27 protein-coding genes are annotated in these 25,076 nt (G+C 45.8%); 12 read left to right on the top strand and 15 right to left on the bottom strand.

Annotated elements, in window-relative coordinates; all coding sequences use genetic code 11:
- Window positions 1-19 precede the first annotated feature (19 nt).
- The 7 genes from ACFS7Z_RS15865 to ACFS7Z_RS15835 all read left to right on the top strand — a co-directional run bounded on the left by ACFS7Z_RS15865 (window position 20) and on the right by ACFS7Z_RS15835 (window position 7,698).
- Entirely contained in the window at window positions 20-2,509 is a 2,490-nt protein-coding gene (locus ACFS7Z_RS15865) for a TonB-dependent receptor domain-containing protein (RefSeq protein WP_377486474.1), read from the top strand.
- A 495-nt stretch (window positions 2,510-3,004) separates the two neighbouring features.
- Window positions 3,005-3,649 (top strand): hypothetical protein, encoded by a 645-nt coding sequence (locus ACFS7Z_RS15860; RefSeq protein ID WP_377486471.1) that lies wholly within the window; start codon window positions 3,005-3,007, stop codon window positions 3,647-3,649.
- Between the two features lie 21 nt (window positions 3,650-3,670).
- The gene (locus tag ACFS7Z_RS15855) at window positions 3,671-3,889 is read left to right on the top strand and encodes a hypothetical protein (RefSeq protein WP_377486468.1); all 219 of its coding nucleotides are present in this window, start codon (window positions 3,671-3,673) and stop codon (window positions 3,887-3,889) included.
- Between the two features lie 263 nt (window positions 3,890-4,152).
- Window positions 4,153-4,878, top strand: coding sequence for a hypothetical protein (locus ACFS7Z_RS15850; RefSeq protein WP_377486465.1), 726 nt, complete (start codon window positions 4,153-4,155; stop codon window positions 4,876-4,878).
- Window positions 4,879-4,949: 71 nt separating this feature from the next.
- Complete coding sequence (locus ACFS7Z_RS15845) at window positions 4,950-5,492, top strand: RNA polymerase sigma factor (protein WP_377486462.1); 543 nt, start codon at window positions 4,950-4,952, stop codon at window positions 5,490-5,492.
- Window positions 5,486-6,997 carry a hypothetical protein gene (locus ACFS7Z_RS15840; protein ID WP_377486459.1) on the top strand — a complete coding sequence of 504 codons (1,512 nt, stop codon included), beginning with the start codon at window positions 5,486-5,488 and terminating at the stop codon, window positions 6,995-6,997. Before ACFS7Z_RS15845 ends, ACFS7Z_RS15840 begins: the two co-directional genes overlap by 7 nt.
- Window positions 6,998-7,425: 428 nt before the next feature.
- Window positions 7,426-7,698, top strand: a complete 273-nt coding sequence (locus tag ACFS7Z_RS15835; RefSeq protein ID WP_377486456.1) for a hypothetical protein — start codon at window positions 7,426-7,428, stop codon at window positions 7,696-7,698.
- A 153-nt stretch (window positions 7,699-7,851) separates the two neighbouring features.
- Here ACFS7Z_RS15835 and ACFS7Z_RS15830 read toward each other — a convergent pair whose 3' ends face one another.
- The 5 genes from ACFS7Z_RS15830 to ACFS7Z_RS15810 form a co-directional block, all read right to left on the bottom strand.
- Window positions 7,852-8,817: a DUF5996 family protein gene (locus ACFS7Z_RS15830; RefSeq protein WP_377486453.1), complete on the bottom strand. Its 966-nt coding sequence runs from the start codon at window positions 8,815-8,817 to the stop codon at window positions 7,852-7,854.
- A gap of 91 nt (window positions 8,818-8,908) precedes the next feature.
- On the bottom strand, window positions 8,909-9,574 hold the full coding sequence (rpiA, locus tag ACFS7Z_RS15825) for a ribose-5-phosphate isomerase RpiA (RefSeq protein ID WP_377486450.1): 666 nt from the start codon (window positions 9,572-9,574) through the stop codon (window positions 8,909-8,911).
- Between the two features lie 55 nt (window positions 9,575-9,629).
- Entirely contained in the window at window positions 9,630-10,202 is a 573-nt protein-coding gene (locus ACFS7Z_RS15820) for an NADPH-dependent FMN reductase (RefSeq protein ID WP_377486447.1), read from the bottom strand.
- A 56-nt stretch (window positions 10,203-10,258) separates the two neighbouring features.
- The gene (locus tag ACFS7Z_RS15815; protein WP_377486444.1) at window positions 10,259-11,710 is read right to left on the bottom strand and encodes an NAD-dependent succinate-semialdehyde dehydrogenase; all 1,452 of its coding nucleotides are present in this window, start codon (window positions 11,708-11,710) and stop codon (window positions 10,259-10,261) included.
- A 176-nt stretch (window positions 11,711-11,886) separates the two neighbouring features.
- Complete coding sequence (locus ACFS7Z_RS15810) at window positions 11,887-12,378, bottom strand: VOC family protein (protein ID WP_377486441.1); 492 nt, start codon at window positions 12,376-12,378, stop codon at window positions 11,887-11,889.
- 128 nt (window positions 12,379-12,506) lie between these two features.
- Here ACFS7Z_RS15810 and ACFS7Z_RS15805 point away from each other — a divergent pair, with 128 nt between their 5' ends.
- Window positions 12,507-12,914, top strand: a complete 408-nt coding sequence (locus ACFS7Z_RS15805) for an ester cyclase (protein WP_377486438.1) — start codon at window positions 12,507-12,509, stop codon at window positions 12,912-12,914.
- A gap of 82 nt (window positions 12,915-12,996) precedes the next feature.
- Here ACFS7Z_RS15805 and ACFS7Z_RS15800 read toward each other — a convergent pair whose 3' ends face one another.
- On the bottom strand, window positions 12,997-13,710 hold the full coding sequence (locus tag ACFS7Z_RS15800; protein ID WP_377486435.1) for a DsbA family oxidoreductase: 714 nt from the start codon (window positions 13,708-13,710) through the stop codon (window positions 12,997-12,999).
- Window positions 13,711-13,780: 70 nt separating this feature from the next.
- Window positions 13,781-14,413, bottom strand: a complete 633-nt coding sequence (locus ACFS7Z_RS15795; protein WP_377486432.1) for a nitroreductase family protein — start codon at window positions 14,411-14,413, stop codon at window positions 13,781-13,783.
- A gap of 115 nt (window positions 14,414-14,528) precedes the next feature.
- Between ACFS7Z_RS15795 and ACFS7Z_RS15790 the strand changes: the two genes are divergently transcribed.
- Complete coding sequence (locus tag ACFS7Z_RS15790; protein ID WP_377486428.1) at window positions 14,529-14,948, top strand: winged helix-turn-helix transcriptional regulator; 420 nt, start codon at window positions 14,529-14,531, stop codon at window positions 14,946-14,948.
- A 55-nt stretch (window positions 14,949-15,003) separates the two neighbouring features.
- Here ACFS7Z_RS15790 and ACFS7Z_RS15785 read toward each other — a convergent pair whose 3' ends face one another.
- The 8 genes from ACFS7Z_RS15785 to ACFS7Z_RS15750 all read right to left on the bottom strand — a co-directional run bounded on the left by ACFS7Z_RS15785 (window position 15,004) and on the right by ACFS7Z_RS15750 (window position 20,582).
- A complete protein-coding gene (locus ACFS7Z_RS15785) occupies window positions 15,004-15,867 on the bottom strand; it encodes an alpha/beta fold hydrolase (protein WP_377486425.1) in 864 nt (287 codons plus the stop codon).
- Window positions 15,868-16,186: 319 nt separating this feature from the next.
- Window positions 16,187-16,879, bottom strand: a complete 693-nt coding sequence (locus tag ACFS7Z_RS15780; RefSeq protein WP_377486845.1) for a DUF5777 family beta-barrel protein — start codon at window positions 16,877-16,879, stop codon at window positions 16,187-16,189.
- Between the two features lie 13 nt (window positions 16,880-16,892).
- Entirely contained in the window at window positions 16,893-17,075 is a 183-nt protein-coding gene (locus tag ACFS7Z_RS15775; protein ID WP_377486422.1) for a hypothetical protein, read from the bottom strand.
- Between the two features lie 2 nt (window positions 17,076-17,077).
- Window positions 17,078-17,488, bottom strand: coding sequence for a YceI family protein (locus tag ACFS7Z_RS15770; RefSeq protein ID WP_377486842.1), 411 nt, complete (start codon window positions 17,486-17,488; stop codon window positions 17,078-17,080).
- A 173-nt stretch (window positions 17,489-17,661) separates the two neighbouring features.
- A complete protein-coding gene (locus ACFS7Z_RS15765; protein WP_377486419.1) occupies window positions 17,662-18,126 on the bottom strand; it encodes a hypothetical protein in 465 nt (154 codons plus the stop codon).
- A complete protein-coding gene (locus tag ACFS7Z_RS15760; RefSeq protein WP_377486415.1) occupies window positions 18,119-18,595 on the bottom strand; it encodes a CHRD domain-containing protein in 477 nt (158 codons plus the stop codon). The genes ACFS7Z_RS15765 and ACFS7Z_RS15760 overlap by 8 nt, the downstream gene beginning before the upstream one ends.
- A gap of 108 nt (window positions 18,596-18,703) precedes the next feature.
- Window positions 18,704-20,023: a hypothetical protein gene (locus ACFS7Z_RS15755; protein WP_377486412.1), complete on the bottom strand. Its 1,320-nt coding sequence runs from the start codon at window positions 20,021-20,023 to the stop codon at window positions 18,704-18,706.
- Complete coding sequence (locus ACFS7Z_RS15750; protein ID WP_377486410.1) at window positions 20,016-20,582, bottom strand: RNA polymerase sigma factor; 567 nt, start codon at window positions 20,580-20,582, stop codon at window positions 20,016-20,018. The genes ACFS7Z_RS15755 and ACFS7Z_RS15750 overlap by 8 nt, the downstream gene beginning before the upstream one ends.
- Between ACFS7Z_RS15750 and ACFS7Z_RS15745 the strand changes: the two genes are divergently transcribed.
- The 3 genes from ACFS7Z_RS15745 to ACFS7Z_RS15735 form a co-directional block, all read left to right on the top strand.
- Entirely contained in the window at window positions 20,513-20,959 is a 447-nt protein-coding gene (locus tag ACFS7Z_RS15745) for a hypothetical protein (RefSeq protein ID WP_377486851.1), read from the top strand. The genes ACFS7Z_RS15750 and ACFS7Z_RS15745 overlap by 70 nt on opposite strands.
- A gap of 635 nt (window positions 20,960-21,594) precedes the next feature.
- The gene (locus ACFS7Z_RS15740; protein ID WP_377486407.1) at window positions 21,595-23,202 is read left to right on the top strand and encodes a DUF6770 family protein; all 1,608 of its coding nucleotides are present in this window, start codon (window positions 21,595-21,597) and stop codon (window positions 23,200-23,202) included.
- Window positions 23,203-24,370: 1,168 nt separating this feature from the next.
- On the top strand, window positions 24,371-25,076 hold a 706-nt coding region (locus ACFS7Z_RS15735), incomplete at its 3' end, for a PQQ-dependent sugar dehydrogenase (RefSeq protein ID WP_377486404.1).

Here is a 25,076-nt window from a genome sequence, read left to right as displayed (position 1 = left end):
AACGCATACTTCTAAAACTATGAAAAAAAGTCTCCTCTTTTTGCTGGGACAACTATGCCTGTGCCTCAGCCTCACTTTGGCTGGTTTGGCACAGGACAATCCCCAGTCACCCGCTTCGGAAACCACGAAAGGCATTGGTACCATCTCCGGAGAGCTGGTAGATTCCTTCACAGGTAAACCCATTGAATATGCCACTGTGGCCCTGCTGCAGAGTGGCTCCACACAAGCCACCAGTGGAACCCTCACCGACAGCGGCGGCCGCTTTGCCTTTACTGGTGTAGCACCTGGTAACTATGATATCACCTTCAGTTTTATCGGCTACGACACCAAAACCATTCGGCAGCTATCTGTCACGGCAGGCAACCCTAAAGTGGTAACCGGTCCTGTAATGCTGCGCCCGGTTTCTACGCAACTGAAGGAGGTAAACGTGCAGACGCTGCGCCCTACTATAACACAGGAAGCCGACCGAATGATAGTGAATGTGGAAGGTACCGCCATGGCAGCCGGGAGTACCGCTTATGAGGTTTTAGCCAAGTCACCGGGAGTCTTCATAGACCAGGAGGGCAATATACAGCTCAATGGAAGGGCTGGCGTCACCATTATGCTCGATGGAAAACTGACCTATTTGTCTGCGCGGGATCTGCGCAATTTGTTGGAGGGTATGGCTGCGGAGAACATCAAAAACATTGAGATTATCACGAATCCATCTGCTAAATACGACGCAGAAGGCTCTTCCGGCATCCTGAACATTAACCTGAAGAAGAACACACAGCAGGGGATGAACGGGAGTTTGAACGCAAGTTATCGGTACAACGGAAAGCAACATGGCTACTCAGCAGGGGGCAACATCAACTACAAAAGCGGTAAATGGAATTCTTTCCTGAACCTTGATGCAGCGCGTCGTGTCGGTGGGCGGGAGGCCACCTTTACGCGGGTATTTAAAGGAGAAACGGAAACTGTTTATTTTGATCAGGTAGCCACAGGCAACTATGAGGTGGAGGGGCCTCCTTTTGTGCGGTTAGGAACAGACTATAGCCTGAACGACCGCCAGAGTATTGGCTTTACGACGAGTTACGGCACAAATTTTTTAGAAACGGATTTCCTGACAGACACCTATATAGGCACCGCTCCGAACCAGCCTGCACTTTACATCGATGCGAATAACTACAGCACCAACCGCTTTACCAACTTCTCCAATAACCTGCACTATGCAGGCAAGTTCGACACACTGGGCACTACCTTAACGGCTGATTTGGACTATGTGAAAATAATGAATGACGGGGAGTCAAATTTCTATAATTACTTCGACTCACTGGCTACTGATGACCCGGTTGCGAAAGACTTTCTCTATACCAGTACGCCGAACAATTTTGATATCTATGCCGCAAAAATCGATTTCACCAAGGCTTTTGCCGGAGGTAACAAGCTGGAGCTAGGCGCTAAAGCCAGTCGGGTAATATCTGATAACGATTCCCGGTTTTTCTTTAATAACAGTGAAGTGCCTGTGCTGGACTTAAGACGTACAAACCACTTCATCTATGATGAAAACATTTATGCCGGATACATTACCTGGAGCAGCAAGTTGGGAGAGAAGTTCAATGTACAGGCGGGTTTAAGAGCTGAGCAGACCCAATCCAGAGGAGAGTCCAGAACCACAGGACAGGTTACTGAACGAGACTACCTGAACCTTTTTCCAAGCTTTTTCCTGAATCAGAAGGTAAACGAGAACTATGAGATTAACTACAGCTATAGCCGCCGACTGCAACGTCCTAATTACGGGCAGTTAAATCCTTTCTTTTCCTACCGTGATCCTTATACATATTGGCAGGGAAATCCGTACCTGCGGCCACAGTACACCCATGCTGTTGGTATAACCCAGATATTCAAGAAAAACTATAGCCTGATTCTAAACTATCAGCTTACGGAGGACGTCATTGTGGAGCTGCCTGCCATAGAAGCTGAAACCTCCACCACTATCTACTACATCGGTAATGCTGATAAATCAAAGAACCTGAGTGTAACAGGTGTTGCTCCCTTCAAAATAATGAAGAACTGGGATACCAACAACACCGTGGTTGCATCTTATAACAAGTATAGCACGATGGTAAATAAAGTGCAGGTGGTAAACGACCAGGTATCTTACACAATCCAGTCAAACCACAACATTCTTCTGCCGAAGGAGTTGCGCCTGGAGGTAAATGGCACCTATCAGGGACCGGCAGTTTACGCGCTGTACGTTGTGGAGCCCCGCTGGTGGGTAAACCTGGGGCTAAAGAAAAGCTTCTTTGATGAGAAGCTGGATGTTACCATCAACGCAAATGATATATTCAAGAGCCAGCGCCTTATCATAGCGGCTTTGGTGGGCGAAGGAAACGTGAATGACTTTAACCAGTACTTCCGGAACCGCAACGTAGGCCTTACACTGCGCTATAACTTCAGCAGAGGACAGAAACTGGAGGAGCGCCGCCGCAACAACAACCTGGATGAATTGAACAGGACAGGTGGCTAAGATTGGTCATTTTATCTACGTAGCCTGAATATTGTGTCTATGAATATTAAGAGCCAAAGCGTTGCTTTGGCTCTTTTGTTTTTTCTTTTCTAGACATTGCTGAGTGCTCCTAACAGCCTCGAATAAAGAAATTTAAAGATTAAATCAAACATTCCACTTACTGTAAAGCGTGGCTGCGTCTCCTTTGGAAGCTGTTCAAGGCAAAAGTCATCTCCTTTGCCCGCACATTTCCTGCTTTCAGAGGCAGCATATACAGCTCATGGAAAACCTTGGGTTTAGCAGCTTGAAGCTGGCTGGTGTTTTATGCTGGTTGTTTGAAATCGCTGGATAAGGCTGCAGTTGAGTCGCTGGATAAGCAGTCTCTAAAGCAGCTTTGACAAAACAGTGCTGACAGTTGATTTAAGTGAAGTTAGCCAGTACCAGGACAATTGTTCTAAACCGGGTAGCAAGGCTACCGTTTAAAAAAATAAAATATGTGCAACTTAAATACAAGCTATGGAACGATATGACAGAGACCGCTATAACAATGGCGGCTACAGCAACCAGCATTGGTACGATGACGACAACTATGACGGAATCAACTATGGACGTGACAACAGGTACGAAAGCGACCGGTACAACAGGTATGATCACGACGACGGACGCGGGCATGAACTGAAACAGCAGTTTGAAAGAGACTACAGAAGCCTCGATTACCGGGACAACGACAATAGAAGCAATAGGAACGGCTTCAGGGGAGACAATGACAGGGGAGGCCGTTTCCGTAACTATCGCAGCAATGATGAGGATAGGGACACGGGTTACGCCAAAAATTTCATGGAGGAGCAAAGGAGGGAGGGTAATATCAGGCAGGGATACGGCATTTCAAGCTTCGACGGTACCTCTGACCGCTACAATACCCTGAACAGCGATCAGGGTGGTAATAACATGCAGGAGGCGCAGCCTTACTACTCCGGAAGCAGGGACAGGTTGAGCAGTACACGCTATGGTGGTGGTATAGGTGATGAATTCCCGAACTCAAACCGGGGAGTTCCCAACTACGGCATCCGACACTTTGGAGATGAATACGGTGCTGACATGGGCAGCTCTTACGGCGGAAAAAACTATGGCCCCGGTATAGGCTACGAAAGTGGTAACTAGGGTGGGTCTTTCGGTAATAAAATGTATGGCAGTTCTGCGGGCAACTATGGGGGCTATGGTTCCATGGGCGGAGGTACCTATGGTGCCGGTCCGAGCGGTTCCGGCGGCGGCTCCTCACATAACTCCGACAGGCGCATAACAGGCAATTATGAATACAGACTTCCTGAAAACAAATCAGCCTGCCACAATTGTGGCAGGCTGATTTGTTTTCAGGAAGTCTGTATTCACCTTTGTCGTTGAATGTATTGCTGAAAAAGAAGATAGCAGGCTTTTCATCTGCTTTGCAAACAGTAGTTTAAAACTAAGTAAATTTGGTATTATACAGCTATAAAACAGGTATAAAATGAATTGTGATGTGACATGATTCATTTATATTAGAGATACATTTTCGCTTCTCAAAGGGTGGGGCATCACGTAAAGATGAATTTTAAAATTATTTTAGAAGCCGGACAACGCTTTCGCATAAGTCCCTGTCTTACCCTCAGAAACCTTATTACGGAGAAATGAAAAATGTAACAGCTGTTCGAAAAGCCTTTTTTCTGGCCATGGCAGGGGCTTTCCTGGGGCTCTGCGGTTGTGAAGAAGTAGAAGAAGATGTGGCTCCAGTCACCTTCACCAACTTTAAATTAAACGACGACCTCCTCTATGTTTACAATACAAAGGACAGCAGGGTATACAGTGCAGTTAATGACACAGTAGAAATCTATGATAAGATAACCTACAATCAGCCGGTGCATGGAGAACTTTACCCCAATTATGCGCATGATAATGAGAAGATCATGGGGTATAAGCCAGCACCGGGTTATGTGGGTTTAGACAGTGCTACCTATGAAGTGTGCAGCGGGGGGATTTGCAAAACAGCGATGATTAGGTTTGTTGTTGAAGCTCCACCATTCAGTGATCCTTATATGTGCCAGACGCTTCTTACCGCAGACACATTAGTAACTACCAGAAATCAATCAAAAGCAATAAGAGTATTTTTAAACGACGTCATTTGCTTTTACCCCAATTCAAGCTGGGCTGTTAAGTTTATGGGGCCTGATAATGGAAAAATGGACCATATGAATTATTGGGAAGGTGTAAAGAATGAAGTTTTTATTTATCGTCCTAATAAAAACTTTGTAGGAGAAGATACTTTCACCTATCGTGTTTACCCACATGGTGATGATGGCCCAAACTCGACAGATTACCAGGAAGTGAATGTGAAAATAATTGTGAAGGATAAGTAAGTCAGCTTTTGCTCCGGTATATGAATACTATCAGGATTATGGTTGCAAGGACATGGTAAATTAAACGCTACGTGGTTTCTGAAGAAGAAATAATTGCAGGATGCAAACAGGGGAAAGCATCGTCGCAGGAGAAGCTGTACCAGCTCTACTCCCGGCGGATGATGGCTGTATGCGTGCGCTATACCAGGTCCCGGTTTGAGGCGGAGGACATTTTTCATGATGCGTTTGTGAAAGTGTTTAAATACCTCGATACCTATAACGGCGGCTCTTTTGAAGGATGGATGCGCCGCATTTTCGTCAATACAGCTATCAACCACTACCACAAAAATCGTAAATTTGAGGATCAACTGGATTACAGTTCAGTTGAAGAAAGCACACCGTCCACTGAGGACATCATCAGCCAGATTTCCGGCCAGGAGTTGATGAATATCATAAACCAGCTGCCTGAGGGATACAGGCTGGTTTTTAACCTGTATGTAGTAGAGGGATTTAACCACCGGGAAATTGCGGAGGCACTTCACGTTGCGGAAGGAACCTCTAAGTCTCAACTGGCAAAAGCAAAAGCCTCTCTACAGAAAATCCTTCTTAAACAATCAATGTCTGAAGCATGCTAACGGATAAAGAACTTGAAGAGATAAGGCGCAAGATGCTGGAACTCGAAGAGGAGCCGCCTGTGGGAGTGTGGGCTGGTATACAGGCAGAGGTTCAGCCGAAAAAGAACTGGCGCCCACTGTGGTGGCTCCTTTCGCTGCTGCTCTTGCTCCTGACAGGCCTTGGCACCTATCATGTACACACAAATAACTTGCAACAGGAGGAAACAGTAGAAGTGCAAGCCATCAGCAGCGGGGCAACTCCACTTGCTGATGCCGGTAAACTGAACAATATAAAGACGCCTTCTCCAGCTACTCCCCAGCCGGTGCCCCTTGCTGCGGCACAATCACCTGTTGCCCGGGAACAGACAGCATCTGGTAGCCGGATAACACAAGCAGGCAGGCAGGTAGAAAACAAAATTGATATTTCAGAAGCTGAAAACACAGTACCGGAAGGAGGGGTTCTTGGTCTTGCTGACACAGCTGAGAAAAGCACCATTCCACACATCGTCCTGCTGCCAGACAGGGCGCCTGAAAATGTGACTACAGCAAATAGACCCGACAGGAGGAGTAGCAGCAGACCAGAAAAGCTGGTTGTTCCTGCCAGCATTCCTGCTATAACAACTGAAAATATAATGCCAGTAGAAACAGAAAAAAGTAAAAATGCAATAGAAACAACTACTACATCAACGTTAAGTGCGGTAGAAGGAACGGTCTCAGATAATGTTAATCAGGAGATGTCTCCTCAGCTTGTTCCTGCCGTTACTGCTGATAAAAAGGACAAAAATGAAAAGAAACCGGCAGTGGTAGAAAAGCGGCTACCAAGCAAAAACGAGTGGGCTGCTGGTGTGTATTTCGCGCCGCGCTATGCTTTCCGGAAGTTCATACCCAACGCAAATGATGAGATTCTCATTATGAGTGTTCGCAACGTGAACCAACTGGACCCGAAGCGGATGGGGTATGAGTTCGGCGCTAACTTCAGCAGGGTGCTGGCTCCAAACCTGTTTGTGGAAGCAGGGCTATGCTGGATGCAATTGAAGGAGAATGTTGCCTACACGCTTACTACCGGCCAGATTGACACTTTCAGCGTAAAGCAGTCGAATAATGGGCAGATTGTAGTGGAGTCAAAGCTTGTAACGGAAGAGCGTCAGTTGATTAGTTCATACGCCTATGGCGGCCTGAGACTGGGTATAACGCAGTACTTCCTGGAGAGGGGCAACAGCAGGTTTAACCTAACGGTGGCTGGCGGCGCGAACTTGCTCATAAAGGGAGAAACGAGGCAGTTCAGCAATGGCGAATGGACAGAGACTGTGGTTTTCCCATCCAAAGAAAACATACTGGAGCAGTCTAACTACAACCTGCAGGTAGGAGTGGGATATAACGTCTCAGTGCTTCAGAAGTATGAGATCATGCTGATGCCGACGATGAGCTACTTTATAGGTTCTACCTTTAAAGAGAGAGAACCACTGGGATTGCGGCCGTACTCGCTGGGAGTAAACCTGCAGCTAAAAAGGCGCTTTAACCTCTAAATTACTTTGCACATTTAAAACCAAAAGGGGATTTGCTTAGGCAGATCCCCTTTTGGTTTTAAATGTGGCAGGAAGATTTTTGCCTGTTTTAACAGAAAGATCAACTGCAGATTTGACAGAATGAAGTATAAAATGGTGCTGATACTTAAAGTAAAATGTACAAAGGTCAGTGCCTATAACATCAAAGCAGTGCAGCCACTAAACAAAATAAGACTTGTTATACTAATATACAGCAGGATGTGGCCTATGATAACAAAGGAAAAGCAGCTTTTCTGATAGTAGAAATTACATCAGAACAGAAGTAATAAGATTTCGTCCTGCTTTTTAGGAGGACATATTTCCGTTTCTCCTTAACCAGCATGCCCTGGCCCCGTAAAATTGACTATAGCCCTTAATTGTTAGGGCATTATCATTAATAAAGAAAAGATATGAATACAGATAAAAACAAGGATCAGAATCAGGGGAAAGAAAGTACTGCCAAAACAGATGCTACCTATAACAGAGATGCAGAAGTTTTAAAAAATAGTGCTACAACGTCACAGAGTAGCGGCGAATCGCTGGGCAAAGTAGGTGTTGGGGGCATTATCACCAATGAAGATAAATCAGGTGCATTAAAAAGCATGAAGGGCGACGACACCAACAAGTTAAACCCAAAAGAACCATTGTCTGAAGGGCAGACCTCTGATGAAAAGAATGTGTAACCTCAATAGCTTATGCTCTTAGAATAGTATTAAAATCTCTTTCTTAAAAGGTATAAGACTTTACATAATAATGCCTCTTAGCTAATAGGCCGAGAGGCATTTTTATGTACTGGTTTATCTATGTTGAAGCTAAAGGATTGGAAATTATGGAGTCTATTCTTCTTTTTTAGCTTGCATATAAGCTCCACGGTCTGACATCGCTTTTCCTAAATAATTCTCCTGTTCCAGTGCTTTTCTGTTCCATTGTGCCAGTGCAGCAGCTGCCTCATAGGTACTTTGCATGAAATCCAGCAGCATGGCTTGTGGATTCTCCGCCTGCTGCACTACCTCATAAGGCAGTACAAATTCTCTCAGCTCTTCATGGTAATAAGCCTGCTCGGGTTTTATAGTGGCATTCTGATAACCCTCTGGAGCAGGGTAGATATAGCTGTAAAAAGCGGCAAAGGGAACAGCCTCATTTCCTGGCCAGAAGCCACAGCTGCATACTTCCTTGCAATAAGCTTCCTGCGCCACCCAATCGGGCAGGTTGGGAACTCCTCCAGGATGTTTCGGTGCGTCACGACCAGAAAAACGGGAAACAGCTAAATCAAAGCTGCCCCAGAAGAAGTGAACCGGGCTGCACTTACCATTAAACCTGGACCTGAATTGAGTAAAGACATCGTGTGAGCGAAGCAGTGCCTGATGCAAAGCGGCTGCTTGGTCTGGGTTATAAGTGGCATGCGTTTCATCTTCAGGAAAAGGGGTTGGATTCTCAAGTTCGTTCGGAACAGGATGAATTTCTGCTTCTATATCTAAGTCCTGAAGCGTCTTTAATACTTTATTATAGAAACCAGCCACCGAAAGTCCATGTAATTTAAAAGAGCGGGATTCGCCTTCGCTGGTTTTGATTTGCAGCTGATGCTGTACAAAGTCAAAATCAATCTCAAAATGCTTTACGGTATCCTTCATGTCGGCAGTGGTCAGGCCGGTAGGGGTAACATAAAGAGTAACATGCCAGGAGTGATTTATCCATGGCATTTTCTTTAACCTGATTTTCCCAACGATCTGGGTCCACAGGTGAATGGTTTCATAGGTCTCTCTTGATTCAGTGAAGGAGAGTTCTGGCCAGGCTGGTTTCATAGTTTTATGTTGAAGGTCGGTATAGTCGAAATTATGAATTATCAGCCAGGACTTTTCTATTCTCTGAGAATTTTTCAGGCAAAACAGTTGATTACAGAAAATCTACAGTGCCATCTGTGTATCCAATAATAACCTGAGACACTTTAGAATGCAAAAACAAGCCACATTCTGCCACCCCCGGAATAAGCAAGAGGCTTGTATTGAGTTTGTCCGGATCTTGTATTTCACCGAAAGAGCAATCTGCGATAAGGTTCGCGTTGTCAGTCACAAACTCTTTCCCGTCTTTTTTCCGGATGATGGCCGTACTTCCCAGGTTCCTTAATTGCTTTAAAGTTAAATCTACAGCAAATGGCACTACCTCGACTGGTAAGGGAAATTTGCCTAAGGTATTCACCAGTTTTGTGTCATCCACAATTACAATAAATTCTTTGCTGTTATAGGCGATGATCTTTTCCCGGAGCAATGCTCCACCGCCGCCTTTTATCAGGTTCCCCTTCGGGTCAACCTCATCTGCCCCATCAATGGTGACATGTATAATATTCAGCTCTGAAAAATCTATCAGACTGATGCCGTACTGCTTCGCTAAGTTTTCAGATGCTACAGAACTTGCTATGGCCTGGATTTCCAGACCCGCTTTCACTTTTTCTCCTAATGCATTGATAGCCCAGGTGGCGGTAGAGCCGGTACCAAGCCCAACCACCATTCCGTTTTTGACATATTCCACTGCTTTCTCTGCAGCCAGTCTTTTTGCGTTCATACTCTAATGTCAGATTGTAGTATGAGATTCACTTAATAGCTTTCTTATGATGGCATTAGCTGTTTGACAAGTTCTCCCGTACCTGCTTCATTGCTGTTCCCCAGAGAACCAGCTGATCCAACATGAGGTTTACTTTCTTTTCATGGAAAGAAGCCGGCTTGAATATGCTGTAGTTCTCAAAGTCGGTGAATAAGGATAAGGCTACCTGCTCCCGTACATCAGCTATCTGAAGCTCCGCCATCGTTGCCCTCAGGTGCTCAACAGAGCGGGCTCCACCTGTATTGCCATAGCCCACAAATGCGGCTGCTTTGTTGTTCCACTCCTTATACAGAAAATCAAGTGCATTTTTAAGCGCTCCGGGCACACCATGGTTGTATTCAGGAGTCACAAAAACGAAGGCATCAAAAGAGGCAACTTTGGCTGACCAGTCTTTTGTATGCTGTTTTGTATACTTTTGCATGGCAGGTGGGTATGGCTCATCCAGAAGAGGCAGGTTAAAGTCGAGCAGGTCTACCAGTTCATAGGTGGCATCTGTTCTCTTCAGAGCCAGCTCATACACCCATTTTGCCACCGCTTCACCATTTCGGCCAGGGCGTGTGCTGCCTATCATTACCGCTACTTTTATCATGACCATTTTAGTTGTGTGCTTTTGTAAAAGGCTTCATTTCATTTCTCAACCGGAGATTATTTAGCTTTAACTCCGCCGAAGCACATGTATTTTATATCCATAAAGTAGTCTATGCCGTATTTGGAGCCTTCCCGTCCGAACCCGGACTCTTTTATACCCCCGAAAGGAGCTACTTCCGTAGAGATCAAGCCTTCGTTGATGCCGACCATGCCATACTCCAGTGCTTCTGCTACGCGCCAGCAGCGGTTCACGTCTTTGCTGTAGAAGTAGGAAGCAAGCCCGTATTCCGTATCATTAGCCATCCGGATCGCTTCTTCTTCTGTGCTGAACCGGAAAACAGGGGCTACAGGTCCGAATACCTCCTCCCGGGCAATCAGCATGTTCTCAGTGGCTTCTGCCAGAACAGTTGGCTGAAAGAAAAGCCCTTCTGCAGCTTCTCCTCCTGTTGTGATTCTGGCGCCTTTATCCACAGCATCACGAATATGCTCTTTAACCTTCTTTAGCCCTTCTTCATTGATAAGCGGGCCTATCTGTATATCGGGATCCAGCACGTTTCCTGTTTTCAGGCTTTGTACCGCGCGGGTGAATTTCTCCACGAAGACGTCATACACATTTTTCTGCACTAAAATGCGGTTCGTGCAAACGCAGGTCTGCCCGTTGTGGCGGTACTTCGATACTACAGCGCCTTTTACGGCCTCATCCATATCAGCATCATCAAACACGATGAAAGGCGCGTTGCCACCCAATTCCAGCGACATTTTTTTTAAGGTGGCGGCACTTTGCTGCATCAGTATCTTGCCCACCGGTGTAGAACCAGTAAAGGACAGCTTCCGGATTTTTGGGTTCTCACAAAGCTCTTTTCCTATTTCGCTGCTATCCGTTGATGTTATCGTATTGTATACACCAGGCGGAAAGCCAGCCTGCTCTGCCAACTCTGAAAGTGCCAGGGCTGTGAGCGGTGTTTCTGACGGGGGTTTTATAACAACCGGGCTTCCTGCTGCCAGCGCAGGACCTACTTTTCGGGTGATCATAGCCAGCGGGAAATTCCAGGGAGTGATGGCGGCTGCGACACCCACGGATTGTTTAATAACCACTAAGCGCCTGTCTTTTGTATGGGGCGGTATAACGTCGCCATAGGTGCGTTTTGCTTCTTCTGCAAACCATTCTATAAACGCGGCGCCATAATTCACCTCGCCTAGGCTTTCGGACATCACCTTCCCGGATTCGATGGTCATGATGTGGGCCAGTTCTTCCTTACGCTCCATAATCAGATTAAACCATTTCCGCAGGAGGGCAGACCGTTCTTTGGCAGTTAAATCACGGTAAGCAGGCCAGGCAGCATCAGCCGCGTCAATAGCCTTACGGACATCTTCACGGTTCATGTCTGGAACAGAGGCGAGCACTTCCCCTGTGGCAGGGTTAGTCACTTCAAAAGTTTTGCCACTTGCTGCCTTTGTCCATGCTCCGTTCACATAGGCCTCTGTTTTGAATATTATACTTTGATTCATGTGGTTACAAATACGTTGCTGTATGCCTGGAAAGCAGAGTTTCCATTTCATTCTAAAACGTGTAGAGACGGGTCCCGGATGTGCCTGATCATGGTTAGGCTTGAATTTTTATACTGCACCTGATCTGCTATTGAAAGTACGGATATCACCTCGTGCCTGCGTTGGAGTGCTTCAGGTTATTCCAATTCTTTCAGGAGGCTTTCAAAGTCCAGCGGGCGCGTGTACATTTCCAGAGAGCCATCCGGTTTAAATGGCCACTGCTCTTTGGGGCGGTCCCAGTACAACTCCACACCGTTGCCGTCAGGGTCGTTCAGGTAGAGCGCTTCGGACACTCCATGATCTGCTGCGCCTGAGAGAGCATAACCAGCATTCTGCAGTCTTTTGAAAATAGCAGCCAGGTCTTTGCGGGTAGGGTACAGAATAGCGGTGTGGAAGAGACCGGTGCTAGTCCTTGGGGGAGGAGAGCCGTTCCTGCTGTACCAGGTGTTCAGCCCGATGTGGTGGTGATAGCCCCCAGCTGAAATAAAAGCTGCGTCTTCCCCATAAGTTGTTGTGAGTTCAAAGCCCAGAAGGTCGCAGTAGAACTTCAATGCCCGGTCCAGGTCAGCTACTTTTAGGTGCACATGCCCGATTCTTGTTTGCGGAGGGGTTGTGTATTTTGTATCCATAATTGTCTCTGAATTAAAATGGAGTCGAGCGCATCTACTGCCACAGAATATCCTGTTTTCAATTCTCTGCTTGTATAAATGCTGTACCTGTACTAAATTTTAGCAACTCTTCTATAGCAACTATACGCATGACACAGCAGGAACAAAACAAAAAAATTGTAGAAGCCTATGTAAAGGCATTCAACGAAGGGAATATGGATATATTAAGGTCGCTTTTTGCGCCTGATGCCGAAATCCAGGGCGTGTTTGGCAAAGGGCTGATGGAAAAAGTTATGCCAGTATGGGAACAGTTGGTAACCGGGCTAGGTATGCAGTTAACAATAGAGGGAATGGTAGCCGATGGTGACACTGTAGCGGTGCGATATACTGAACGCGGCACGTTTAAAGGTCAGTTTATGGGCAACCAGCCAACGGGTAAGACCTATGAACTGACGGCAATGGAATGGTTTGTAATTGAGAATGAAAAGATAAAGAAGCGCTGGGGCGCCAGAGATCACGCCGCACAGGCCAGGCAGATAGGTTTGCCGCTGCAGTAAAGAAACAGGGAGTTTTTTCCTGTGGAATCAAAAACGCCCGGGCATTTGCCCGGGCGTTTTTGTACATACATGGCAGCTGTATTTAGCAGATGCCATCAACGCTGCAGCTTTGTCCTTCTGCTGCTATTTCCTCAAATGTTGGTGTCAGGGGAGCAACCTGTGCAAACACCTGGTGAAAAGTATCAGCAGGCTGTGCCCCACTCACAAGGTATTTGTCGTTGATGATGAAGGCTGGAACACCGGTAATGCCGGATGCTTGCGCCCATTGTTCCATCTCACGGACCTCCTTCTTGCCTTCCTCACCTTCGAAGAAGCCCTCCAGCCGCTCAGCAGGAATACCATTGGCCATGCCGATTTCCGTCAGAACAGCAGTATCATTCATGTTTTTGCCCTCCGTAAAATAGTTGTAGAAAAGTGCATGGGCTACCGCTTCCTGCACACCAAGTTCACCCGCCAGCCAAATAAGCCTATGCCCTTTGAAGGTATTGTTCACTGTCGTAAGCTTGTCGAAATTAAACTCAATTCCTTCCGGCGACCCGGCGTCTTTCAGGCGCTGGTTCATGGCATCAATCTGCGACACAATGTTTGGACCGTACGCTTTTTTAAAGTATTCCAGCCTGTCCACTCCCTCCTGCGGAATATTAGCATTCAGCTCATACGGCCTGAAGGAAATATCAAAATCATAGCTTTCATTTGCCTCTCCCATGGCTTTGTTCAGGCGCTGTTCGCCTACATAGCACCAGGGGCAATTTACATCAGAGACTATATCTATCTTTATTTTCTGCTTTGTCATCATTCTAGTTTTTCCTTTTTAATTGTGCTGTTTCTCAGCTTTCCCTTTTATTCTACGGGGCTCCCCCCAGGTCTTACTGCAGGATAAACAGTTTTTCCTTCTGTCGTCGTACCTTTGGCAGGTTTGCCAGCCAGTCATTTTCTGTGTCACGGTAGCCTAAAGGCATTAAGGTCACGCTTCGCAGGCCCATTTCCTTCAGGTTTAAGAGCTCATCCAGCGCAGCATTATTGAAGCCCTCCATCGGGGTCGCATCCACTTCTTCGGCAGCAGCAGCAACCAGTGCGGTACCAAAAGCGATATAGGCCTGCTTAGCTGCCCAGGTGAAATTTTGCTCCTGTGTGTTGTTTTCAGCTATGCTCAGCAAGGTATTTTTGAAATCGCTTAGCGCCTCTTCCTGCATGTTCCGAACAGTGGCCGTGTGGCTGATATACTCACCTATATGCTCCGGTGTGATATTGTGCCAGGCCGCAAACACCAGCAGGTGCGAACTCTCCACAATCTGTGGCTGGTTCATAGCTATCGGCTGTATCTTCTTCTTCAGTTCCTCATCCTCTATCACCAGCACGGTGTAAGGCTGCAGCCCCATAGAGGAAGGAGCAAGGCGAATGGCTTCCAGTATATTATTGATTTTTTCGGCGGGGACTTTCTTACCGTTCATGCGCTTGGAAGCGTACCGCCATTCCAGTGATTCTACTATCTTGTTCATGTATGTTTAACAATTAAGTTTAAGTAATGATTCAGTACTAAGTTACTTTTGGTAACTTAAAAGTATTCAGTATCTTTGTCTTAGTCAAGAAGGCACATTACCAATACTCAGTATCATGGCAGTAACTAAAGTTGACAATCAGCACGTTAAGGTTCAGGAAAAGATAGCTGAAATAATGGATGGCAAGGCAGCAGCTGCGCAGTGTTGCCCTGTGAAGGATGTCTTAGCGCGCTTTGGCGACAAGTGGTCTATCTATACCATTCTCATGCTGGGCCGTAACGAGAAGCTCCGGTTTAATGAACTGAAGGGGTTGATTGCAGGCATTTCGCAGCGTATGCTTACTGTAACATTGCGCTCACTGGAGGAAGATGGTCTGGTGAAAAGGACTGTTTACCCTGAAATACCGCCGAGGGTAGAGTATGAATTAACAGAATTGGGGCAAAGCTTGCTACTGAAACTTCTTGAGCTTGCAGATTGGGCAAAGCTGAACTTGCACCAGATAGTAGCGGCGCGGGAGCGCTACTGCAGGAAGTAAAGGACGCGCGTACATGTTAAGTGAGTTTTTAGCCTTTCTGCTTTCTTAAGTTATGTTACTCTTTGAAGGTAACACTGGCTGGTCTGTCAACATCAAAATGATCTGCCAATACTGTAAAGAATGCTTCTACATTATGGAACCATGGGAAATGACCGCTCGCGGGTAAAATAATAAAAGTACAGGTGGGGTATCTTTTTTTGACGTACGAGGTGCTGTCGCCGAAAATGTCATCATCTCCGAAAACGACTGTCATTTTAAAGCCAGGCTCTGCTTCCTTCGGAAGAGGAGGGTATAACAGCAGCGAAAAATAGGTGCGGGTGATGGGTTTTGCCTTTATATGGTCTACCATTACCTGCACAGGATTATCTACCCTAAAGTCTCTGTTGCAGTTGGTGGAGAATTGGGTATAGAACTTACCATAAGCCTTGTAACTGCCTAGCATACCGAGCGCTGAATTTTTAACCATCGCTGCCCACTCTGGACCAGTGCTTTTTCTCTTATGAAATTTACCCACTTCAAGTACCGTTTTTGCCCACTGCCAGTTAGTGCCGGTGGCGGGGCTACATAAAAATACACTTCTTAGTTTATCCTGCCTTTTCGCCGCATATACCTGCGCATACAACCCTCCCCATGAATGGCCGAATAGATGAAATTTGTCTAATTTAAAATATGCTGCTATACTATCGATGTCAGAGATGTAGCTGTCCATGGAAAAGCTGCCAGACGAGCACGGGGAATTCAGTGTGCCACGCTGATGGAAATAAATTACCTGAAAATCCTTTCTTAAATAGTCAATCACCGGGTCCAAGTTTTCAGGCACGCCTGGTCCCCCGTGAAGTAAAATCACCGTGTCCTTTCCACTATTTGGGTAAACCTGCGTGTATAAGTTTGTGTCGGAGTTCTTAACTAAAATCGCCATCTTCTCTCGTACGGAGATTATTTGTTTTTTAGACAAATAAAAAAGACAGAACAGGGGAGAAGGTGGGATTTCTACCTCCTGCCTGCTTAAACTGGATGTTAGCGCGGGAGAAGAGTCACTTCTGCAGACATGTTGGGTTACAAGTGTACATCCAACGCCGCGTATATTCAGAATTTCTACCGCAGGGCTTTTTCAGGTTCTTTCGCAGCTTTAATTAAAAAACAACTTTTGGGCGGCGGTTGAAGAATTGTCATCACCCCAGGTTTATAAAGGGCGGCCTCTTTACGCTCTTCGCAGCAGGTGCAGCACAGGGAACATCTTACCAGCTTTTCTTCTCTTTCAACTGGAAGACCCTTGAAATATTGAAACCGAAAAAGATGTCCCCGTCAGCCCATGAGCCATCATTCCGGGGTACAAAGAATTTCTCTACCATGCCCTGAGAGTTGGTGAAAATGAGCTGGAACACGTGGCCACCTGTATCAATATCAAAACCAAAAGAAAGACCGTTTCTGAAGTTCTTTGCGGTTTCACCAGGTAGCAGGTAAAAGTACTCCAAATTAAAAGATGTCCTTTTGGTCAGCATAAACCTGCCTCCTGCTCCAAGTGCGTACACGTTGTTTTCGTCCTGGCGGGTTTTCACCAGGTTGCGGTGCACGAGCGTCGGAAAGAGTTGCAGGGACAGCCTTCGGTTGAATCTTCTGGCTATTAACAACTGATGCGTGTAAGATAGCCTGGAGGAAAAAAGGTTCTGCTGCTCGGGGTTTGGCCACTTGAGTGTTGTGATGGCCGCACCGGAAAGCCAAGTCACTGTGACAGGAGTTTTTCTTGGGGCGGATTGCTGCAGCAGCTTGTACTTCAGAAAACCGTCATATTTTTTTTCGAGCGAACTTCTTCCTGCGCCTACTGTTAACCTCGCAGTTATGCCATACTCCAGTGCAAGTCGAATTGTGGCCTGGTCCAGGCCGAAGAACTCATAGGCGCCGCTGTTGAGTGGGCCAAAACGGTGGGAGATAAGGAAGAGCAGTTCACCTTCCGTTCGTTTCCACGGTATGGCCGTTCACGAGGCGGGTTGCTTTGAAAATTGAGGTTGCCTCCTCCAAGATAGTGGTATCATGCGCTTCGGCTAAGGCCATCAGGACGTACTGCGCCTGAATTTCTGTAGTTGCAGCTAGAAGCATAAAGGTAATTAGCGTGCGGAAGCGTAGCATAATCAAAGGTTTTTGCCGGTATAAGGTTCATACAGTACGTCCACGGTAATATCGATGCGCTTCGCTATGTTATTGCGGACAATGCGGGGTATTTCGATGTTGAATTCCTGCGGCGTAACGGAGAATTTAGAAGTTCCCAGCACTTTTTTCCCCTTCACGTCCAGTGTTCCCTTTGTCTTGATTTTCCTGGTGACACCATGTATCGTCAGCTCTCCCTCAATATCGACCAGGTAAGAATGTTCTCGGGAGAGATTTACGCCATCTATATCTGAGATAAAACCCTTAATTGTAGCTTTCGGATACTTTTTCGACTCCACATAATTCTCGTTTAAATGGCGCTGCATGAGCGACTTCCTGAACTCAAAAGCTTCCATCGGCACAGAAAAAACCATTTCCCCGGTCTTGAAGTCAATGAAAGAAACAACATGCTTGTTATGCGCTTCAATGTCTTCCAGCGGAGCTTCAGAAAAGAAGGAGATGTTCCCGCTTTTAGTTTAGTAGCGCTCTTGTGCCTGAAGTTCAACCGGGAGTATCATCGCTATAAAAATCAGTATCCTGAGCATATGCTGTTTCTTTTGTTTAAGGATCAGTTATTCACTGCGCCGTCATCTACCCATTTCTTTATTTTCGCAATATTGCAATCTGATAGTTTAGCCCCGCCCTGTGGCATAGGTTTGAACCCGGCAGTGTGCGATACCACCCCGACCAGTTTCCCGTTGTCTGCCTGTGCCTTAACGCCTGCATGCGTATCCAGGACCACACCTCCGGAGGCTATTCCTGTACTGTGGCAACTGTAGCAGTTTGTTTTTAAGATAGCCTGCACGTGCTCGGAGTAGGTGATGGCATTTGTGTCGCAATTCTGCTGTGGTGTTGGCTGGGGGTTCAGGTCTTCTTCGTTATCCTCTTTACAGGCTGACACCAGAGAAAGCATAAAGATCAGCAATGGTAAGAGGGCGAAGGTTATACGTTTCATGTTTCCGGCTTTGCGTTTTGGGGTGGTAGTACCTGGTTGCACCTGAACGGCGCAACCAGGTACTGTTTTTTCAATCAAGTTGTCCTCTTAGTTCTCCCTGCGGATAGGTTGTGCTGTGGATGTTCAGATACCACAACCCGCTCAGCAGCTGCTCCTCCTCAGCCTGTGTCAGGGCGCGGGTCTGTCCTGTTATGTTACCCATCGGGGCGTCGCTGTTCAGCATGATAGGTATGATCACACCGGCGCTTTCAGTGCGGGTGGCGGGTCCGTGAAAGTGCATTCCGGTTGTTTTATCGTCAGGTTTTCCTAATTCCCAGGTGACAGTATAGGTAAGAACGTTGGTGTCTTTGTTGTAGATAGCGTCCAGTACACCCTCACCATCTGTTACAACTGGATTCGTTTGTACTTCGGCGGCTCCGGTTAAGGTGATGTCATTGAAGCCTATTTCATTGCTGGGCATTTCATCATCGTCATCACAACTACAGAACACGAACATCAGGCAAAGCAGCATGCTGGCCAGAAGCCAGTTTTTCTTAAACTTTTTCATAGGAATAAAATTTTTGGTGAAACATATGCTGAAGTAAAGTCAAAAGGTATTCTGCTAACACGGCACATGCTGTGTCAGGACGTGGGGTAAAGGTCTGGCCAAACCAAATTATTTCTTCAACTGAAGCGTGTAGCCGGCTTTAAAAAAGACACCTGCGCTTGATAGCTTCACATGCCCTGCGCCTATACCTGTGAGTGGTACTTTTATAAAGGGCTCTACTCCAACAGAAAGGGCAGGGGAGATTCTTCGGGCGTAACTCACAGATACATTCTGCACTCCAAACAAATGCAGGTACTCGTTGGCGTATTTAACAGATTTGCTGTACCTGCCATACCCGCTGTTATAGTTATAGGTATAATTTTCTTTCAGCATGATGTAGCTGGATAATCCGGCCTGAATGGCAATGATGTTTTTATCCCATGCATGCACCTGGTACTGTAAGTTCAGCGGGATGTCCAGCACCATACAGGTGGCATCTATGGACTCCGGAAGGTAATAGCTGTTCCAATACCCTGAAGAAGGGGAATAGTCTTTCGGGTAAGCACTATACACTTTGTTAGCCCATACAGCCCCTGTTACAAGGCTTAACTTCTTTGTCAGCGGAATGCTGAGGAGCAGTCCTGCATTCGCACTTATTCCATCTGGTTCCTTGAATTTAACTGTCGTCCAGTCCGGGGCTACAAGCACTGCTATCTGCACATTTCTCAGGAATGTTTTCTCCTTTGTAAGTTTCCTGCTCAGGCTACTGTCTGCTTTCGTGCTTCCCTCTGAAGACGATTCTGCTTGAAAAAGAACTGAGTCCTGCACGTTGCCAGAGATAGCCTGAACTGCTACATGCTCCTTTACATCCTCCTGTAAGGGTGATACAGGAGTGATACCAAGCGCTATGATACTTGGTATAGGTGGCTGAGAATCTTGTCCTGTTTCTTCCTGTTGTACAGGATGCATACCCAGTTCATTTTTGTCACTGACCTTCCTCAGGCTTGGCTTCATTTGTTGCGTAGTGATCTTGTTTTTGCTTTGAGCCTCTTTTAAATTATTTTCTATAGGTGTACCAGGTGTTGTTTCTGCCTTTTGGTCTGATTTTTTTCCTGAAGAAAGCTTCTGTTCTTGCTGTATGGGCTGCTCGTTTTTATCATCAGCGCTGTGGCTGTATGGCTGTTTGTCTATTGAGGTTATGTTGTCTATACTGGTTGTTGTTTCTATTTCAGCTGATGTTGTAAGTACATGAGAAAGCTTTGTATCTGCTACCATAGAGCAGGTATAAACAATTATCATGAGAGGGAATAAGAGTTTCTGCCACCAGATATTCCTGCCTTCCACACTGTCCAGTTTTTTTTCCATAGCATCCCATGCTTCCGGATCAAAAGGTGGATCAAAGCTTTCTGCACACCTCCTGAACAGGTTGTCGAGCTCTTCGTCAGACATGTTGTTTATACTCATCTATCCTGCTTTCTTTTAATGCTGCTCTTAAATTGGCCCTTGCCTTGGCCAGGTTCGACTTTGAGGTCCCCACTGCTATTCCCAGCATGTCGGCAATTTCTTCATGCGTGTACCCGTCTATAGCATACAAACTAAACACGGCCCTGTAGGCCGGCGACAGTGCCTGTACCAGGCTCACCATGTATTCGAAATTGATTTGCTGCAATACATTAAAGGCATCAGCCTCAGGCACAGCTGCTTCTATGTCCATCAGGTTATAGTGTTTCAGGTTATGCCGGTAACTGTCTAGAGCAGTGTTTATGATGATGCGCCTGATCCATCCTTTCAAGGGTTTTTGTGGATCATACTGATGAAGCTTCGTGAACACCTTTAGAAAACTGTCGTTCAGAATGTCTTTTGCTTCTTCGGCATCTTTTGTGTAGCGCAAACTCACACTCATGGCATATCCGTAGAAATGCTTGTAAAGCTTTCTCTGTGCTTCGCGGTCTCCTTTCAAACAACCCCGAAGAAGAATTTCTACTTCCTTGCTTACAGTATCGCTCACTCTATTATGTATTGCGTCCCCATCACGCAATAACTTCTGAAACGGTTGCCTTCTACTATAAAAAAAATCAGGATTATATTGAGAACTACGAAAATGAAAAATTTACATCTATCAGAAAGAGATATCTAAGCCCAACTTCGTGCAGCAGGGGTACCGGCTGTGTGTATCCTAATAGGAAAGGAATGCCTTTAAACAAGCAGCTTTCTTTCTTCCGGGAAATAAATGAAATTCAGTCATATAACCAGATACAGAATCTCTGCCTCAGAACCTGCACAGGCTTAAAAAATCTATGGGGAAAAACACCTGAAGTTGAACAGCAGCAGAGTAAATACCCGGCAACTGGTGTATTGGCCATGGGGAAACAACTGGAACGCTGAGTTAATTGACCTGCCACTACAACCCAATCGCAACAGGTGCCAGATACTGCGTTTAGTATAATTATATGCTGTCGAACCTATGCAATTTATAAAACGAAAGGAAAACAGACGCCCCGCCTTAGTGCTATTTTAAAGAAGGTAATATTTTTTTTTGCTTTGTTAGAAAAATTATATACGTTTATATATTAAATGATCAATGCTTAAAAGAATGTCGCAATGCTTCGTACACGTGTTTGATAAAACAACTATACCGAAACTGTACAGCAATAAGTATTCTGGTCATAGAATGGCTTGTTTTTAAAAGTTTGAGTACAGAGTGAAATAATATCTTTTACTATACCTGTGATATGAGTCGAAGCTTTAATCGAAGACAAAAATGAAGCGCATGCCCGAATAATAAACTTGCGTGGCTGATTATTAATTATGTAATTAATTAAAATATTTATATTCTATAATCGTAGTCAATAATAGAGGTAGTGAGTAAAATTGAAATCAGATTAAGGATAGTGCAAAAAGAGATTAGCAGTAGCCTTAATATATTGAAGTGTAAAGTTCCTCCAGATACAAACAAGAAAATAACCTGAACTGGCTATCCAGGAACAGGATTTAAAACGATTTCCCTAAACCCTTATAACATGAAACGACTAAAAACTGCTTTCACACTTCTTATGCTCCTGGGTTCAGTAGGCAGCCATGCACAGACGCAGACACTGTCAGGCTTTACTTCCTTCAACAAAAAAGCTATCACGCCCATCTATGAAAGAAACGAAGTAAAAGGCTATACCATGGTGTACCGTACTGAGAAGGCCGAAAGTAAAAGTGATATCTATGGCCTGGACTTCTTTGATGAGAACCTGCAGAAGGTAGGGAGCGTGGTGTTGCCGAAAGAGCGCTACAACAGCCATTTGATTAGAAGAGCCTCTAACGGGGAGACATTCAGCTTTTACTTTTACAACTCAAGAAGCAAGAGGCTGGAGATCGACGTTTTTGACAAGGCACTCAACAAAGTAGCCTCGAGGCAGTTTGCCGGACTCACCAAGGCAGACCAGGATGTGGCGTTACAGGAGATGCATGTAGCCTGCAATGGAGGGAGCAAACTAATTTCGGGTTTGAACTTATATGCTGTTCCTGAGAAAGGGTATGTCAGGAACGGGTATACAGGTAAAATGAAAGGCTTTTCACTCGAAATGTATGACAACAACCTTGAGCAGATATGGGCATACTCCTCAGAGGATACTTCTAAAGCGTATGAATCACTGTTGGTGAACGAGGTTACTGACAAATACATACTGGCTACTATTACACGCAAGCCTGGTAAATCATCAAAACAACTCGATTTTTTTGTGGCTGCTTTCGATATAGAAACAGGGCAGAAGGTGTTGGATGTGGCCGTAGAAAAAGATCAAACCCAGCAGCTCGCTGTCAGTTCTTTTTCCTTTGACGACAGCAAAGGTGAACTCATTATTATGGGAGAGTACTACAGCCCCGAAGACATAGAAATGGAAGGTAAAAGTATGGGCTTTTTTTTGAAGCGTATCGACCTGGACGGAAAAGAGTTGTCTGAGAAGTTATTTGCCTGGGACAAAGACGTAAACCCTTTACTGCCGCAGGAGGCTCAAAAGAGCCTGGAGGAAGGCTTTATCAGCTTCGTGCATAAAATAGTGAGAGGGGCAGACGGAAGGCAGCACATTGTGGCAGAACAGTATAAACTGAAGGCGGATGGAGTAGGTATTGCCCTTTCTGTTTTGGGCGGTGGCACCAGCACTATAAAAGGTGTTATCGGCAACATGATGATCTATACTCTCGGTGCAGACCTGAACCTGGAAAAAATCAGTTTCTATAAGAAAGACCAGACAGACTGCATTCTTCCTCCCGGAACAGGAGCTTATGGAGCCGGTCTTGCAGGCCTGGTTATAAACATGAACGGGGGCTTTGACTACCAGTTTACACAGGAAGAAAACAGCCAGTCAGGCTTTAACACCACTTTCATCAATTACAGGCAAGTAAAAAATAGTAAGTTCAGAGAAAAAACGCTCGTAAACATTACGTATGCTGATAATAATGAACAGGTAACAGATAAGATTGACGTCACAAACAGGTATGATGTAGTCTCCTATGTTTATCCTGCCAAACCAGGTTATGTGCTGGTGCTGGGGAGCCAGCCGGAGGAGGAAAAGCTTGAAATGAAACTCGTGAAGCTGGATAAACAGTATCTTCAGCAGAGTTTAAGAGCTCAGCAGTAGCTAAACCGTTTAAAATGAAAGCTGTTTTTTCCCTGCCTGACATGCGCACGTACCTCTCGGAAGAGGTAACATCTGTTCAACATATAAGCAAAAAGATACTTTGAGGCAACATCTTTCCAATGCAGTCGTAAAAGAGGCTGGCTAAAAGTTGAAGAGGTTTTAACGAACTTCTATAAAGGGCTCCTGTAAAAGGGAGCCTTTTGTATTTATACTTTGTCAACACCGGCTTTCGAATCGGGCTCCCTGCATCAGCCAAAACTCACGTTCCTTAAAGCCGGCAGGGAAGAAATATTGACACTTTTCAAATTTGCCCATTCCAGTGCCCGCCTTAACTCCGTGTTTATTACACCCACCTGCACAGAGTAGAGGAGCATGCATATCTTGCTTGAAAGTAGTTTGCTAATATAAGTGACAGTCAGCTTTACCCGGCTAACCAGCAGAAAGCATCAGGCAGTGGGGTAGGCTCACCTCACCAGAAGAACTATGCGTATGGAACTGACGGGGGCAGCCGGGTTGAATCATTTTTACTTCCATTGCTTGCCGAGCCTTTAGCTTAACATTTTATCTTAGTAACAGAGAATGTTTTTTCCTTTAGGTTTCTTTCATTACTTTTTCGGCATGGGTCATGTTTAAGAAAAAAATATGATTTTATTTCACTTTTCAACTATCCTTCTAACGCAGCCTTACGTATAAACACTAGATCAATGTGAGAAAACAATAGTATAGATATTCGTGAATTAAATACCAAGGCTTCTATTATGGAAAAAATCTACATTTTAAAAAAAGCTTAGTGAAGCAAGTCCTGGACTACTCTTCATCAAGTTAATTTATTGCTCTTCCTTCTAACCTGTGTGGCAAGCGCTACCCAACCTAGTGTTATTCCTGCCATCATTCACTATCTCAGATTCCTGATGTAGGAATTTTATATCCACGATGTGTTCCACCTGTTCATGGGTGGCTGTACCCCTTGTGCTGACATTACCTGCGCTTTGTCTATCAAAGCTCCCAAACAAAATCTTCAGATTTGTATGACACCTTGTTCTTCTCCTACATGTGTTTGAAAACTATCCATAAAGGATAGAATGTCATTAAATGATCATTATAATTTACATACACCCACCCATCATAATTCCATTATTGGTTTCACCCATTCTAAGCGTTTTTTTCCATGCCATTCAACAACAAGCTAAACAAACTGCGGGGCGGGAGTGCCTCAATTTGTCAATGTTTAACAAGAAAGAACTTTAACAGCACCGGGGTTTGCAACCCTGCTTACAACTGGGCAACCGGCGAATGTTCTTTACTGCTGAGGGTGATGTTACTTCTGCTGCTGACCTTTGCTGGCTTAGGCAGGCAGCAACTCTATGCCCAGACACCGCCTGCAGGATTTTCTTCTGTTACAGTTTCTACACAATGGGATGAGGCGGTAGGGCTGGCGTTTAACAGTACGGGCAGCCAGATGTTTGTGTGGGAAAGGCGCGGAAGAGTGTGGGTGGTGGAGAATGGCCAGAAAAAGCTCTTCATCGACATCAGCGAAGAGGTGGGAGGCTGGCGGGACTTCGGCCTGCTCGGCTTTGCCCTGCATCCGCAGTTCGAGACCAACGGCCACTTCTACCTGCTCTACACCGTGGACAGGCACCACCTGATGCACCATGGCACCTCCGGCTACAGCGCCACGACGAACGAGTACTTCAGCGCCACCATTGGGAGGCTCACCCGCTACACGGCCTCCAGGACGGCTTCCGGGTACAGCATCAACACCGCCAGCCGCAAAATCCTGCTCGGGGCCACCAGGTCTACCGGCATTCCGGTGCTGCACGAGAGCCATGGCGTGGGCTCGCTGGTTTTCGGCACCGACGGCACCCTGCTCGTCT

The sequence above is a fragment of the Pontibacter toksunensis genome (assembly GCF_042686245.1).
In the GTDB taxonomy this organism is placed as follows: Bacteria; Bacteroidota; Bacteroidia; order Cytophagales; family Hymenobacteraceae; genus Pontibacter; species Pontibacter toksunensis.
Note: the sequence above shows the minus strand (reverse complement) of the source record. Positions and strands in the feature narration are given on the sequence as shown.